The organism is Streptomyces desertarenae, from assembly GCF_042681365.1.
In the GTDB taxonomy this organism is placed as follows: domain Bacteria; phylum Actinomycetota; class Actinomycetes; order Streptomycetales; family Streptomycetaceae; genus Streptomyces; species Streptomyces desertarenae.
In genome coordinates this window covers 343440-357510 of sequence record NZ_JBHUFU010000002.1, presented here as the reverse complement: position 1 = coordinate 357510, position 14071 = coordinate 343440, and the positions used below count along the sequence as shown (strand labels likewise).

The window sequence follows — 14071 nt, the reverse complement described above, 5'->3', positions numbered from 1 at the left end:
CCTGCGTCCCCCGCCCCGGGGGGTGTGCGGGCCCCGCGCCCCGGCCGGTCACGTCCCGGCTATGGGGCGAGGTCCAGGAAGTTCGCGACGGCATCCAGCGCGCGTTTCCAGCGGCGGTGTGCCCTGCTGCAGTAACGCCGTCTGCGCCAGCGGCTCCGCGGCCGCGGTACCGGTTCGCCGCACCACACACACGGCCGCATCCGCATCGCTGTTCCCCCACCCATGCCGCCCACCGTAGCGGCCCCCTCACCGGGCCCGGACGCGGACCGGGCCCGACACCGGTCCCACCGGCATCCGCTGGACGACGAAGGACCAGCCAGGAACGTTCCTGGCTGGTCCTTCGGAGTGAGCCGCCTAAGGGAATCGAACCCTTGACCTACGCATTACGAGTTGTCCGATTTTGATCCACCACCGTCCGCCAGCATCCACCCAGAGGACAGCGTCGCAGCCCAACGGCTCGCCGGACGCTGGTGGACGAACGGGGACCACCCCGGAGCATCAGCGAACCGAGACCAGAACTGAGACCAGCCCAACCACCCCCTCAGCGTCGACCCTCCCGATGGCGGCTTCGAAGCGTGAGCAGGCCCCCTTCGTCCCGAAGCAACTTCGAGGATGGTGACGCCTTGGTCCGCTGCACCTCTCACCTGCGTTGAGGTCCGCAGTCGTTCGCGCTCGTCCGCCGTTGTCCGCTGGCGTTGTCACGCAGTTAGACACTCACCCCGACTCCGGCTCACTTCTTGCGGCGCTTGCTCGCCCTCTTCTTCAGCTCGGCCCGGCCGCGCTTCGTCCAGTCACCTTGGTGGCGGTAGCAACGCGACGTGCCCTTCATCGTCTTGTTGCGGCAGCTGCCTCGATCCGTCGGCCACCCACACTTGCCCTGCTTCCACTCACCCACGGCCCTTTCCCCCTCCCACTGGTCCGTCCTGAGTCTGGGCATCCAGCCTGGAGCACCTTGCCTACGTAGGGCAGGGCGCATGGCCGATGGCATCGGGCGATCCGGGCGTACGCCGGTCAGTACGTCGAACCTCACGGGTCTGCCACCGACCACCGCTTTGGGAGTTCGGCTCCACCTCATCGCCAACAGCCGGAACGTGCCCGCGCCCTCGCTGCCGAACCCGTCACTGTCCCTGCTCGTCCGTCGGTGTCCGAGCGTGTTGATGTCAGCTGGTGATGTCAGTCGGGTGGGTGATCGTCTTGGCCGTACAGCTGCTGTTATGCGGACTGCTCCGTGCCTGGCAGCGGCTTCCGATCCACGGAGATGTAGACAGGACCGTACGGGGTCACTGCCTGCAAAAGTGCCCACTGATCCAGTTCGTGGGCACAGGACCGATGCAGCCCACGAAGCTGACCCCGTTCGTCGTCCGACAGAGGTCCCGTACCACATGTGTCACTCACAGCGGCAGCCTATGAAGCCTCCCCTCCAGAGCGCTGGCTAGGCACGCGCATGGCTGCTCCTCATCCCGAACTAACGCCACTGTGGTGGCTGGGGTCTCATCGGTTGGTCAGACAGCACTTCTGTTTGACCGAGGAGCACGGCCGGTGCAGGTAGCTCGGTTCTGTTCACAGTTGGTGTGAGCTGACGTTGATGATCGAGCTTCTGTCCCTGAGGCCGTGTTGTGCTCACCAAGGGCAGAAGGATCTGGTTCCACCAGGTTTCTCCAACTGTCCACGCGCTGGGGCGAGTTACGTGTACCCTGCCCCAAGCAGTAGGTGCTACAGGGAGAGGGCCGATGGACTACAAATACGAGACACTCCTGGACCAGCGCTTCCAGATGCTATGTCAGTCCCTGCTTCTTACTGAATATGACAACGTCAAGTGCTTTCCCGTGGGGAAAGCTGACGGCGGTCGGGATGCCACATCCCATCGAGGAGGCGGACTAGAGACGGTTTTCCAAGTAAAATTCAGCCACAACCCTGCCTCCCTAAGGAATCCGGCAAAATGGATCATAGACGCCCTTGAGGGGGAGAAGGAAAAAATTTCCAAGCTCAAAGAAAGGGGGGCGTCGCGATACGTATTGATCACAAATGCAGCACCTACTGCAAATCTTGACAGCGGATCCATTGATAAAGTCGACGAGTACATGTCGAAGAATATACCGATGGAGGCCATCTGTTGGTGGCGCGACGACCTGGACCGTCGACTCGACAATAACTATAACCTGAAGCTTCAGTATCCTTCCCTTCTCACTGGGGCTGACATGCTGAGGCTTCTCTGGGAGAACTTGGGGAACAAGGAAGAATCGCGTCGTCGGCGCATGACCCTGAATGCATACTTTGCACATCAGGCCGAACAAGATTCAACAATCCGATTCAAGCAGGCCGAGCTGCTCCCTAGTCCACTTCTGGACCTCTTTATTGATGTTCCTGCCCTTCCGCACGTGGTCGGGAACGAAGATGTGTCAAAGCTGTTCAACGGGTACGTGGATCACTTTCTACGGATTTCTGCTGAGTCTAAAGACGAGGATTATCTAGAGGCATACCAGCGGGTGCGCCAGTTTGTTGACATGGGCCATTTTAGCCCCGGTCGCAAAATTGACCCTGCTCAGCTTTCATATATTTTGAAAGAGGCAGGCGCATCTAGCGGGGCAGCGGATCTGTTGCTGGATTCAGACTTTACAGATCAGATTCCTTGTGTCGTTCTAGAAGGAGCTCCGGGTCAGGGAAAGTCAACCCTATCGCAGTACCTTGCTCAGCTGCAGAGGCTGAGGATTCTAGACAGGGTAGAAGATTTGCGGCGCGTTCCTCAGAACCACGTGAAAAGCGCAGTAATGTTGCCTTTTAAGATCGAGCTTCGGGACCTAGCTCTTTGGATTAAAGGCGAGGATCCATGGTCAGGAAACGCCCATGCTCAGCACTCAAAGCCTAGAACCCTAGAGGGAGCACTCGCAGCTCACATCGAGAAATATTCAGGTGGCTTTGATTTTGACGTTGCCGATATGGCTTTCATCATCGAGTCGCGGCCAGTGCTCATTATTCTCGATGCTCTTGACGAAGTTGCTGACCTCGAGGACAGACATCGAGTGGTGGAGGAAGTCAGTTCGGCTGTGACTCGGCTGCGTCAGGTTGCTTCGAGACTAAAAGTGCTCGTAACAAGCCGTCCCACTGCAGTAAGTGGTGCCCCGTCTTTCCCGCAATCAAAGTTCGACTATCTGACGCTTGCCGCAATTCCCCCGAAACTTAGAATCGAGTATGCAGAAAAGTGGGGGAGAGCTCGGAACCTACGCAAGGTAGATATCAATGAGATCAGCCAAACCTTGCAACAGAAGATGTCCGCGCCTCACATGGCCGAGCTGGCTAAGAACACCATGCAGCTTTCGATCCTGCTCAGTCTTATCTACCATCGCGGTCCTAGCCTTCCCGACAAGAGGACAGAGCTATACGACGCATACATCGGGTCGTTCTTCAACCGTGAAGTTGAGAAGAGCGCTGTGGTTCGCGAGCATCGAGCCTTGCTCATTAGCGTTCATCAGCATCTCGCTTATTACATGCATGCTAAAGCTGAGAACGACCGGACTACTGGACGTATTGGGGTCGAAGAGCTTCGGCAAGTCGTCAGAGATTACTTGGTTCGGCGTAAAGAGCCTGAAGACACTCTCGACGCCCTATTGACAGGGATGGTCGAACGAGTAGTCGCACTGGTTTCTCGTGTTGAAGGCACGTATGAGTTCGAGGTTCAGCCTCTTCGGGAGTACTTTGCTGCGCGTTACCTCTATGACACAGCACCGTACGTGCCGGCAACAAGCATGGGACATGGGACCAAACCTGACAGGTTTGATGGGATTGCGCGTAATCCTTATTGGATGAACGTAACTCGTTTCTTTGCGGGATGCTTCACTAGCGGTGAACTTCTAGACCTCGCGGAACGCATGTGCTCTCTATGTGATGACCCAGAGATGCAAGGAAAGTTCTATCCTCGCGCGCTTGCGCTCGCACTTCTGCAGGACTGGGTCTTCGCGCACTCGAAAATAGCGACCGAGCGAGTACTCGACAAAGTATTTGACTATTACGGTGTTCGATCCAGCTATTTGGCAGAGCAAGAGCGTTCCCGTTCTCCGTGGGGCTCAACGTCCTTTAATCTTTCTCTCTCTCCTAAAACGGGGTCCACGTATCTGACGGAGAAGCTGCTGCCCCAGCTGTTTAAGTTCCCCCTTGACGAGAGTTCACGGGCCCTTGCAGCGCTGCTTGGTAAGCAATCAGAAGAAGACAAGAAGCTCCTCAGGATAACGTGGGAGTCGGAGTACCGGAAAGCTGACACGATTGCGCGAGTATCTCTTATTGAGATGGCGAAATGGGCGGCTATTCACGGAGTAGATGAGACGCTGTTTGCCGGCGAGCAAGATATGCAAATTTTGCTTGCACTGCTTAAATCTGACTGGGAGAATTCGCTCATTCCGGAAGAACACCACCGCGGTGTTATTTTGGCTGCTCTAAATTCTGCAGACCAGTATTCTAGTTATACTGGCGCTAGCGAGCTGGCGCATGCCTTGGTCTCTACGCTGCCAATCTTTTGGAATTACGCCAGACAGCATAACGTTCATCGAGGAATCCTTAGTCCGTTTCGGCGTCGCGCTTTCCGAAAAACAGAACCCTTGGCAGTCATGCGTGATATTTCAAACATGTTGGCAGAGCAAGAGGTTGACTTTGGCATCAATCTGGAACCATGGCGCCAGTACACTGACATCATCTCTAAAGAATTCGGAGAAACCTGGAATTCGATTCTAATTGGATTGATGTCCGGGGCGGTGCGAGCGAGAGGTGAAAGAGGGAACGGTGCCGTCGACCTATTCGATAGTGACCGGTCTATTTGTGATCGCGTGCGAAACGCTAAAAGGCGATCGGGACAAGCTGACTGGTGGCTTGAGCAACTAGAAGGAGCAGACGGTGAACTGGACAAAGAATTGTGGTTCGCCACTGCCTACTGCTGGGCTAGCCCTGACTCCCTAGTATCTCTGTGGGATCCGATGGAAGAGGTTCTAGAGAGCTTGCCTGACGCTTCATTCGAAAGGCTTGCGAACCTATCGAACCACAGTCCTCTGATCACTGAACGGAACCCGGCTCCAGTGCAGTGTTCAGCGAGCTGGATCCGAAGCGCAAAGGTCTCCTCCAGGATGCTAGCAGTATTCTTCGGGAGGATTCCAGATGGGGCCTCAAAGGATAGAATCCTGCGGAAAAAAATCACGGAACCCGTTCACTCTATCTTGGCGCACAAGGTAGTAGAGTATGCTTGGGACAGATGTATTGCTGGGACCGTAGCAGAAGACGAAATGTTTCGTTTCGTTAAAAAGTTCTACGGTCCAGGTGTCTTTACTCAACGCATGCTTTCGGTGCCCAGTGCAAGCGCAGAACGACGTGCCTGGCGATCTACATGCCAGAAGGCAATTGTTAAATCTGACCAGATGCCTGATTCTCTATTGGCCTCTGCCGAGTATGTACTTCGGGAGACCTCCAAGAAGAGCAGGCCTGTACTCCGGACCGCGAATAAAGAGAAGTGGTTCGACTGATCAGTTCAAGTACGGAATGACACGCCAAAGGAGTCGGCGGAGCGGGTTTGGGCGGTGTCCTGCCCGGGCTGGGGTCGGGCATGGCCAGGGGGCCGTACGCTGGTGGGCAACTCGGGCAGGCTGTGGACCTGCCCGCAATGTGTCCGAGTGGCCCCCTGGGCTTGCTCGACGCGGGTCCCGGACCGGGCAGGTGCGTAAAGCCGTCGGAGCCGACCCCCAGCCACCGACCAGCCTTGGCAGCAACCATGGTGGTGCTGCTGGTGCGCGGCCGGCGGACGCCGGGGCGGAGCGGGGCGGAGACAGGAGCGCAGGCCCGGCGGGGAGCCGGGCCGCGCGCGGCGAGCGACAGCGAGCCGCTCTTGAACTCGTAGAGAAAGTTGTTACTCAGCAGCTCACGACGCGCTCCCAGCCCTGTACCGGAGATCGCCCAGATCGGTACGGTCGGCCGCCAAAAGTCGTCGTCGGTCACCCAGAGCGTCATTTGACAGCTTTCGGTACCCGGGGCCGTCATGCATGTTCAATCGGCACTTCCTTGGTCAGCCTTAGGCAACTACATCCGGCACGATCCGGCTCGTGAAGCCTGCTTCTCGCAACCGCTGATACGCCGCGGCCACGTTGTCAGGCACATGCTGTTCGGTCATGAATCCATGCTCGGGATAGATCATGAGCCGCTGCTGAGCACCGACCAGCATGTCGATTACCAGGCGCGCGTCCTGGATGGAGTCGACGTATTCGGTCAGGGACATGCGGGCAGACGCGCTCACCCACTCGACTTCGGGCCACAACTTGCAGGCCGTCGCGTAGGCTCGCCGTTCCTCGTACGGCTTGCTGACCAGCAGGACGGACGAGACGGGGATGCGGTGCTCTTCGAGCAGTGCGCGTGAGAAGCGGATGTTCTCCCCCGTGTTCCGGGCGTGCGGCTCAACGAGGATCGCTTCCGCCGGCACGCCCAGTTCTACCGCTCGCTCGCGGTAGTGCTCGGCTTCGCCCCGCGGCATGCGGTCGCGCGTTGTGCGGCTGGTCGCGCCCGTGAAGACGATGAGTGGCGCCATGCCGCGGTGGTAGAGGTCCGCGGTGGTGTCCGCCACGCCGAGGTCGTGGCTGCCGAGGCCGATGGCGACGGAGCAAGGGCGCACCTCGTGTCCCATCTGCTGGAAGTCCCAGAGGCGTTGAGCGTCCGCCCATGCCTGATCCGAGATCACTTGGACTCTCCTCCGTCGTTTGCCGAGTCGGGCACCTTGAAGTCGTATGTCCACGAGAAGCGCGTTGCTGCGTGGACACCGATCGCGAATTCCACCACGGTCCCGTCCGCGGTGAAGGTGGTGCGGTGGAGCTCCACCACCCACTCGCCCGGTGAGAGCTGGAGGAGCTGCGCTTCCTCCGCCGTGGGGACACGTGCGAACAGCGTCTCCTGCATGTGGTCGATCTCGTATCCGGCGTCGTACAGGACGCGGAAGCCACCGCCGCGGCCGGCGGGCCCCGGTGTCGGATCGACGATGCGTGTTCCCTCGACGTGCTCGGGGCGGTAGTAGCTGGTCAGTGTGTGCGTGGGCTGGGAGCCCTCCTTGACCACACGGGCACGGGCGTACACCTCCGCGCCTTCCGGCAGGCCGTGCGCCTCAGCGACAATCGCCGGCGCTTTCACCCGGCTGACGGTCTGCGTCTGCTCGTTCCGGCGGTACGCGCGCCCGGACGCCACCCGGTCCGCGATGAACGCCACCTCGTCGCCGTCGCGCCACTTGGCCTTGTCGTATCGCGCGATACCGAGCCGCTTGAGCGGTGCCCGCTGGCGCACAACGGTGCCGTGACCGCGCGATGACGTGACCAGTCCCTCAGCCTCCAGCGCCTTGTAGGCCGCGTGGACCGTGGACTTCGAGCCTTCACCCGCTTCGACCAGCTCCCTGATCTGCGGTAGCTGATCTCCCGGGGCGTACTCACCGGCCCTGATCTTTTCGGCCAGTCGGTCAGCGAGTTCTCGCCACTTGGGCGCCATGTAGCACTCCTCTCAACACCGCCAGTGAAACACAGTCCCAGGACTGTTGACAGTCCTGGGACTGTGCGTCATCGTCTTGCTCAGCGGCTCGCAGTCCTAGGACAGCGAGTTTCGGAGGGCCTTCTTTGTGCTGCTCCGAAACGCAGGGCGGACACGCTGCAAGACCGCCCGACAAGGCCAGAGGACAGGGCTTCGGCCCGACTGGCGAGGTGGCCCGGTGACCGCGAGCAACGGCCGGAGGGTGGGGACACGGTCCCCCTTGCAGCACGTCCCTTTCCCTGCGACCGACAGGAGCTCTGATGTTCCGACGACCTCGATGGGCACCGCCGTGACGGACCGGCCGGCGGTGTCTGTGCGGTAGCCCGGTCCTCCCTCTACCTGGCACCGCAGCGGTTGACGCTGCGGCCGGTTGCCTCCTCCGCCCGTCCGGTTCCGCGCACTGCGCGGCGCTGTACGGGCGGGGCGTGGGGAGCCGGATATTCCTGCTCTACGGCCGCGGCCCCGGTGGTGCAACACCGGGGCCGCTCTGCTGGGCCGTCTCTCTGTGAAGGGATCCACGACCCATGAAGCACAGCATGACACTCCGGACGGTGGCTGCTGCTGACCTGGCCGACGGGGAGCCGCCGGCCGCCGAACTGGACGCGATCGACGCCGAGATGCCGCTCATCGCGGCCGAGGTCGAGCTGCTGGACGCGCAGATCACAGTGCTGGACCGGGTGCCGTCCGAGCTGGACGCCCGCCGCCTGCGCCGGGCCCGCCGCCGGGTGCTGGCCGCCCGCCGGGCGCTGACCAACCAGGGCATCGCCGGTTCGCCGGAGGTGGCCTGATGGCCGGCACGTTCACCGCGCAGTTGGCCACCCGCGGCGGCCGGTGGCACCTGTACGTCGCCCTGCTCAACACCGGGGAGCCCTGGCCCGACCACGACTTCGGTACCCGGACCACGGTGCCCACCCGGGCGGAGCGTTCACGCGCCTTGAACGCGCTGGGCTACACGCTCACCGACGATGCCGAATGGACGTGGGTGGAGGACAGCGAAGTCCACGATGACCCTGCCTCGCCGGTGCTGCTGATCGCCGCGACCAGGGTGCGGGAGGTGGCCGGATGAACATCGTTCAGATCCGTTCAGCCGAGCGCGCCCTGTCGGTGGGGACGTGGCTGATCGTGGCCGGAGCGATGCTCTACTCCATCCTCACCGTCACCCCGCTGATGGCCCAGCACACTCCGCCCGGGTGGGGGTGGACCGCGCCGATCCTGCCGCTGGTGGTGGACGCCGCGGTCGTCATCGTGGTCCGTCTGGACGCCGTGCTGGCCCGCCTGGGCGGGCACGGCGGGCGGTGGCCGGTGGTGCTGCGGTGGATGACCGGCGCCATGACCCTGGCGCTGAACGTGGCCGACTCCGCGTTGAAGAAAGACCTGGTGGGCGTGGCGGTGCACGCGGTGGCGCCGCTGCTGCTGATCGTCACCGCCGAGACCGGGCTGGCCTACCGTCGCGCCATCGCCGCCGCCCAGGAAGCGCAGGAGGTCCGGCAGCGCGCCGAACGGGAGCGGGCCGAGCAGGCGGCCCGGGAGCGCGAGGAAGCGGCCGAGCGGCGGGCCCGGGAGGAGCGCGAGCACGCCGCCATGCTCGCCCGTGAACAGCGTGAACACGAGGCCCGTCTCGCCCGCGAGCAGGCCGAGCGGGAGGAGCGGGCCCGGCGGGAGGAGCGGGAGCGGGCCGAGGCCCGCGAGCGGGCGGAGCGGGAGGCTCGTGAGCGCGTGCAGCGCGAGCGTGAACAGGCTCAGCGGGAGCGTGAACGCCGCGAGCGGGAGGCGGCCGAGCGCCGTGAAGCCGAGCGTCGTGAGCGGGAAGCCGCCGCCCGCCGGGAGCAGGCCGAGCGAGCCGAGCGGGAGCGCCGTGAACGCGCCGCACTGCTGGCCGGTGGGCCCGTGAACGAGAAGCTGCCCGAGGAGCGGGCCCGCCGGATCGTGCACGCCGCGTTCATCGAAGGGCTGCCGGTGCGGGCCGCGGCCGAACTGTGCGGCTGGTCGATCGGCTGGGTCTCCGCCCGCTACCAGGAACTGCGCGACCAGCCCACCCCGGCCGGCGGCACGCGGCCGATCAACGGCACCGCGCTGGCCGGTAGGGCCTGATACGGCTGCACCAGCGCCCGCTACAGCGCCTCCACCACTCGCGCATGCGTGACCTTAGCGGCCCGTTTTCACCTGCCCTATCGCGCGGGCCCGGCCGTCCACCTTCCACAGCTTCGGCCGGGCCCGCAACTCCCTGCAAAGGAGCGCACTCAGCATGACCGACACCACTCTCACGCCGGTAGCGGGCCCCGAGGCCCCGCCGGACGCACCGCCGCCGCAGCAGGTACCCGAGCAGTCGGCGCCCGCGCCGGCCGCCGAGGTGGACCACACGCCCGGCGGTTGGCCGGTCGTGCCGCTCGCGGTGACCGGCACGAACACCACCGCCACCCTGCTCGGGGCCGCCGCACTGGTCGGCGGACCGGCGGCGCTGGCCGTTGCCGCCACGGGCGCGGTCGTCGTCGGCACGGCCGCCGCCGCGCGTACCCGGCGCGGCCAGCGCGGTACGGCGCGGGCCGCCCGCCCCGGCACCGTCCGTACTGGGAACGGAGCGGCACCGGGGGTGCGCGGTGCCCGCAGGGGCGGGACCGGCCGGGTGCCGCTGCAGAAGCGGCCGACCAGCCTGAGCAAGAGGAACGGCGCGGGGCGCGGGGCCGGTACGGCAGGCACGGCCGGTGTCCGCGGCAAGGCCGCCCACCGGGCTGCCGGTTCGGGCCGGGCCGGATCGCTGTCCAGGGCCCGCACGGTATCCGCCAGTGCTGGCACCCGGCCGGGCCGGGCCGGTGGGCGGATGGCCCAGGCGCGGGCAGTGCGGGAGGCGGCCCACGCGGCGGCCCCGACGCGGGCCTCGCGGCGGGCGGAGACGACCGGGGCGCGCCGCGCGGTGGCCGATGCCCGCCGCGCTGCGAAGCACCGGGCCCGCACCACCTCCCTGGCCGGTAAGGGACCGGTCGGGCGGACCGCGGCCAAGGCGCTGGGCGCAACGAGTGCCGCCCGCCGGAAGGCGGTGGACCGGGCCCGTGCGGCGCGGGACCGCGCGGCGGCCCGGCACCTGGACGGGCAGCGGGAGGCGGTGCGCACGGCCGCCGCCCGGCAGCGGGCCCGGAAGGCGCTGTGGCGATCGGCGGCCCGGTTCCAGGGCCGTCGACTGCTGGCAGTGCTCCTGGCGGGAGCGCTCGGACTGATTGGGCTGGTCACCACCCCGCTCGGCCGCCACCTGGGCTGGGCGTGGCTGATGTACCCGGGCCGCCGCTTGTACGCCCGCCTGACGCGCACCGCCGCCGAGCAGCGCGCCGCCCGCGATGCGGCGATCCGCGAACAGCAGCAGGCGGAGGAGACCGCGGCGGAGGCGGACGACAGCGAGCAGGTCGGGGACACCGCCGAGCGCCCGGCCGGCACCGTCCCTGCCGCACCCGACACGACAACCAGTGAGGGAGAGAGCATGTCCGGTTTCCGGTTCGAGGAGGCCGCGGCCGAGATGGAGGCAGCGGCGCAGAGCTACGAGCCCGAGAACGCGATGGAGATCCTCGCCATGGTCGAAGGGCTCCCGGCCGCGCTGACGAGCGTGGCGAACGTGATGCGGGTCCTGGCCGAGCGCGCCGATGGCGAGTTTCCGCTGGAGAAGGAGGTGGCGGACGGCTTCAACGACATGTTCGGCGCGCTGATGTCGGCCGTCACCGTGGCCGAGGACATGGGACCGCTGTTCCGCCAGGTCCACGCCCAGGACATCGCCCGGCATGAGGACCCGCGCAACGGGCCCCAGGCCGAGAAGGGATGGAACGTCTGACCATGGCCACCAACACCGCCTCCACGGGGCCGGTGTGGGACTGGGCGGCCGGTCACGGACCCGTGACCGGCGCCCTGTCCGCCACCACCGGATGCCTCGCCGTCGCCACCACCGGCACCGCCGCCGGCATGCCGCCCGGCTGGGCGCTCGCCATCGGCGCGGCCGGAGCCATCGGCCACACCGTCACCAGCCTCCGCGACCGCCTGTCGGCCCGCACCATCGGCATGCGGGCCGCCTCCTGGCTTCTCGGCGCAGGGTGGACCACCTGGGCCATGGCCACCACTCCACTGTCCTGGACGGCGCTGGGCTCGCTGGCCACCCTCGGGGTCGGCATCGGCGCCGCCGCCCGCGCCACCCTGCTGCACGAGGAGGCCCGAGAGCTGGAGGCCATCGCCGCCGCCGAACGCCAGGTCGCCGCCGACCTGTCCGCCGAACGCCGGGCCATCGCCGCCGAATGGGTCGACCGGGTCCAGCGGGTCTGCGGCATCACCGTGCGGGTGCGGGCGGTGGAGATGTGGCCCACCGGCACCGGCTTCACCCTAGACGCCGACCTGCCACCCGGCGGGGCCACCTACGACCGCATCGCGCGGGAGGCCCCCAAGCTGTCGGCGGACGCCCGGCTGCCGCACGGCTGCACCGCAACCGCCTCCCCCGGCATCGACCAGGGCCGCGTCCTGGTCGACGTCACCACCGTCAACGTGCTCGCGAAGGAGGTCACCTACCCCACCGACTACGGGCCGCTGTCGGTCCTGACCGGCATTCCGTGGGGGTTGCGGACCAACGCGGACGAGATCCGCGTCTACCTGCGCGAGCAGTGCGCACTGGTCGTCGGCCCCACCGGGTCGGGCAAGACCAACATGGTCCACACCATCCTGGCCGGGTTCGCCCGCGCCACCGACGTGCTCACCTGGGTCATCGACCTCAACGCCGGATCGGCCGGCCTGCCCTGGGTCCGCCCCACCCTCGACAACGACGGGCGACCGGCCGACGGGATGCGGCCCGGGGTGGACTGGCTGGCCGCCTCCCCCGAGGAAGCAGCCCTGATGCTGGACACGGCGGTGCGAGTCGCCAAGCACCGCAAGACCGTCTACCAGGACCTGATGGCCCAGGCGAACACCGACCTGCTGCCCATCAGCGACCGCATCCCACAGATCATCATCGTGATCGACGAAGGTGCGGAGATCCTGGCCGCCACCGACCGCACCTCGCGCACGCTCGCGGCCAAGATCCTGGAAGTGATCCGCATCGCCCGCGCCATGGGCATCCGCACCGTGCTGACCGCGCTCGGCGCCACCGGCGCGGTGCTGGGCAACCTGATGATCCGCCGGGAGGCCAAGGTCCGCGTCGCGCTCACCGGCGGAGAGACCGAGGGCATGGACCTGGCCAAGCAGTTCCCCGGCTCCCGCGGCCTGCGAGTGGACCAGGCCCCCTACAAGGGCGCCGGATTCCTGGGCACCCCCGAATCCCCGGCCGCACTGTTCAAGTCCTGGCGGATCCTGCCCAACCAGATCCGCGACATCACCGCCGCCACCGCCGACCGCCACCCCACCCTCGACGCCCCATCCGCCACAGCGGCCGGAGACGCCTACGCCCGGCGCTGGGATGCGGACCGCACCGCCTGGATGCGCGACCAGCCCAGCACTCCCGCCGCCACCAGCCACGGGCAGCAAGCCGACCAGCCGAGCAGGCTGAACCTCTCCGCGCTCCGCAGCGAGCAGCTGCCCACCGCGGAACCGGACGAGGAGGAACTCGCCCGGCGCTTCCGGGAGCAGATCGACGCCCAGTTCGCCACCGCCCCCGAAACAGGCGCGGCCGAACCGGACGAGCCGCAGCCGCCCGCACCGGGCGGGCTGAACCTCTCCGCCCTCAAGGCTGGGGACAACCCGGCCCGCGAAGCGGCACTGGCGCTGCTGCTCGCTGCCGGCCCCAAGGGCACCGGAGCCTCCGCCATCGCCCGCGCACTGGCCGACGAGCACGGCACCACCCGACAGACCGTCGTCGGCTGGCTCAAGAGCTGGACCGAGGACGGCACCGCCGTACGCGTCGGCATCGGCACCAAAGCCCGCTACGTCCACCATCACCACGCCTCCGAGCAGCCGCCCGAGGGCTGATCACTTGTCGCTTGTCACCTCGCCAAAACACAGGCCGCTCCGCAGGTCTGGAGGCCCGCAAAACGGCTTGTGACCTGCAAGGCGACAAGCGACAGGACAAGCGACAAGCCACACGACAAGGAAGACGACAAGCAACGGCGCGCGACAGGAGAGACGACAAACACACACCCACCCCGAGCGGGTCCGCACCACCACGTGATGCGGACCCGCAGCTCATTAAGGGAGCCGAAATGACCGACCGTACGCCGCCGGGGCACCTCGCCCCGCACCTGCCCGCCGACCTCTACCACCGCTTAGACGACCGCACCGTCGTCATCGTCCACACCCCGCCCCCGCGGCGCCGGGCCACCACCTACGCGGTGCCGCTCGCCGTCGGGTTGGCCGTCGCGTTCGGGTTCATCGGCCTGGCCGCCGCCGCCCTGGCGCTGTTCGAGTTCGCCGTCCGCACCGCCGCCCTGCTGGGCACCCTGGCGGGCCCGGTCGGCATCGGCACCTTCCTCCAACTCGCCCGCCCCAAGGGCAAGTGAGGCCCGGAGCGGGCCGCCCACGTCTCGCCAAAGATCGCGCGGCCCGCTCCGGCACTCCCAGTCCTCAACAGACCTCAGGAGGTCTC

Annotated in this window: 9 protein-coding genes; 7 read left to right on the top strand and 2 right to left on the bottom strand. The window is 65.9% G+C overall.

From position 1 onward, the window contains the following. The first annotated feature begins 1730 nt into the window (after positions 1–1730). Positions 1731–5501, top strand: coding sequence for an NACHT domain-containing protein (locus tag ACFSJS_RS05770; RefSeq protein ID WP_380897419.1), 3771 nt, complete (start codon positions 1731–1733; stop codon positions 5499–5501). A 542-nt stretch (positions 5502–6043) separates the two neighbouring features. Here ACFSJS_RS05770 and ACFSJS_RS05765 read toward each other — a convergent pair. After that, positions 6044–6703 (bottom strand): YdcF family protein, encoded by a 660-nt coding sequence (locus tag ACFSJS_RS05765; protein WP_380897417.1) that lies wholly within the window; start codon positions 6701–6703, stop codon positions 6044–6046. Beyond that, complete coding sequence (locus ACFSJS_RS05760; protein WP_380897415.1) at positions 6700–7494, bottom strand: GntR family transcriptional regulator; 795 nt, start codon at positions 7492–7494, stop codon at positions 6700–6702. The genes ACFSJS_RS05765 and ACFSJS_RS05760 overlap by 4 nt, the downstream gene beginning before the upstream one ends. A gap of 563 nt (positions 7495–8057) precedes the next feature. Here ACFSJS_RS05760 and ACFSJS_RS05755 point away from each other — a divergent pair. The 6 genes from ACFSJS_RS05755 to ACFSJS_RS05730 all read left to right on the top strand — a co-directional run bounded on the left by ACFSJS_RS05755 (position 8058) and on the right by ACFSJS_RS05730 (position 13985). Further along, positions 8058–8321, top strand: a complete 264-nt coding sequence (locus ACFSJS_RS05755) for a DUF6284 family protein (RefSeq protein WP_380897413.1) — start codon at positions 8058–8060, stop codon at positions 8319–8321. Continuing rightward, entirely contained in the window at positions 8321–8599 is a 279-nt protein-coding gene (locus tag ACFSJS_RS05750) for a DUF6303 family protein (protein ID WP_380897412.1), read from the top strand. Before ACFSJS_RS05755 ends, ACFSJS_RS05750 begins: the two co-directional genes overlap by 1 nt. Further along, positions 8596–9624: a DUF2637 domain-containing protein gene (locus tag ACFSJS_RS05745; RefSeq protein WP_380897410.1), complete on the top strand. Its 1029-nt coding sequence runs from the start codon at positions 8596–8598 to the stop codon at positions 9622–9624. The genes ACFSJS_RS05750 and ACFSJS_RS05745 overlap by 4 nt, the downstream gene beginning before the upstream one ends. Positions 9625–9778: 154 nt before the next feature. Continuing rightward, the gene (locus ACFSJS_RS05740) at positions 9779–11347 is read left to right on the top strand and encodes a hypothetical protein (protein ID WP_380897408.1); all 1569 of its coding nucleotides are present in this window, start codon (positions 9779–9781) and stop codon (positions 11345–11347) included. Positions 11348–11349: 2 nt separating this feature from the next. Beyond that, entirely contained in the window at positions 11350–13458 is a 2109-nt protein-coding gene (locus ACFSJS_RS05735; RefSeq protein ID WP_380897604.1) for a hypothetical protein, read from the top strand. A 230-nt stretch (positions 13459–13688) separates the two neighbouring features. Continuing rightward, positions 13689–13985: a hypothetical protein gene (locus ACFSJS_RS05730; protein ID WP_380897406.1), complete on the top strand. Its 297-nt coding sequence runs from the start codon at positions 13689–13691 to the stop codon at positions 13983–13985. Positions 13986–14071: the final 86 nt, after the last annotated feature.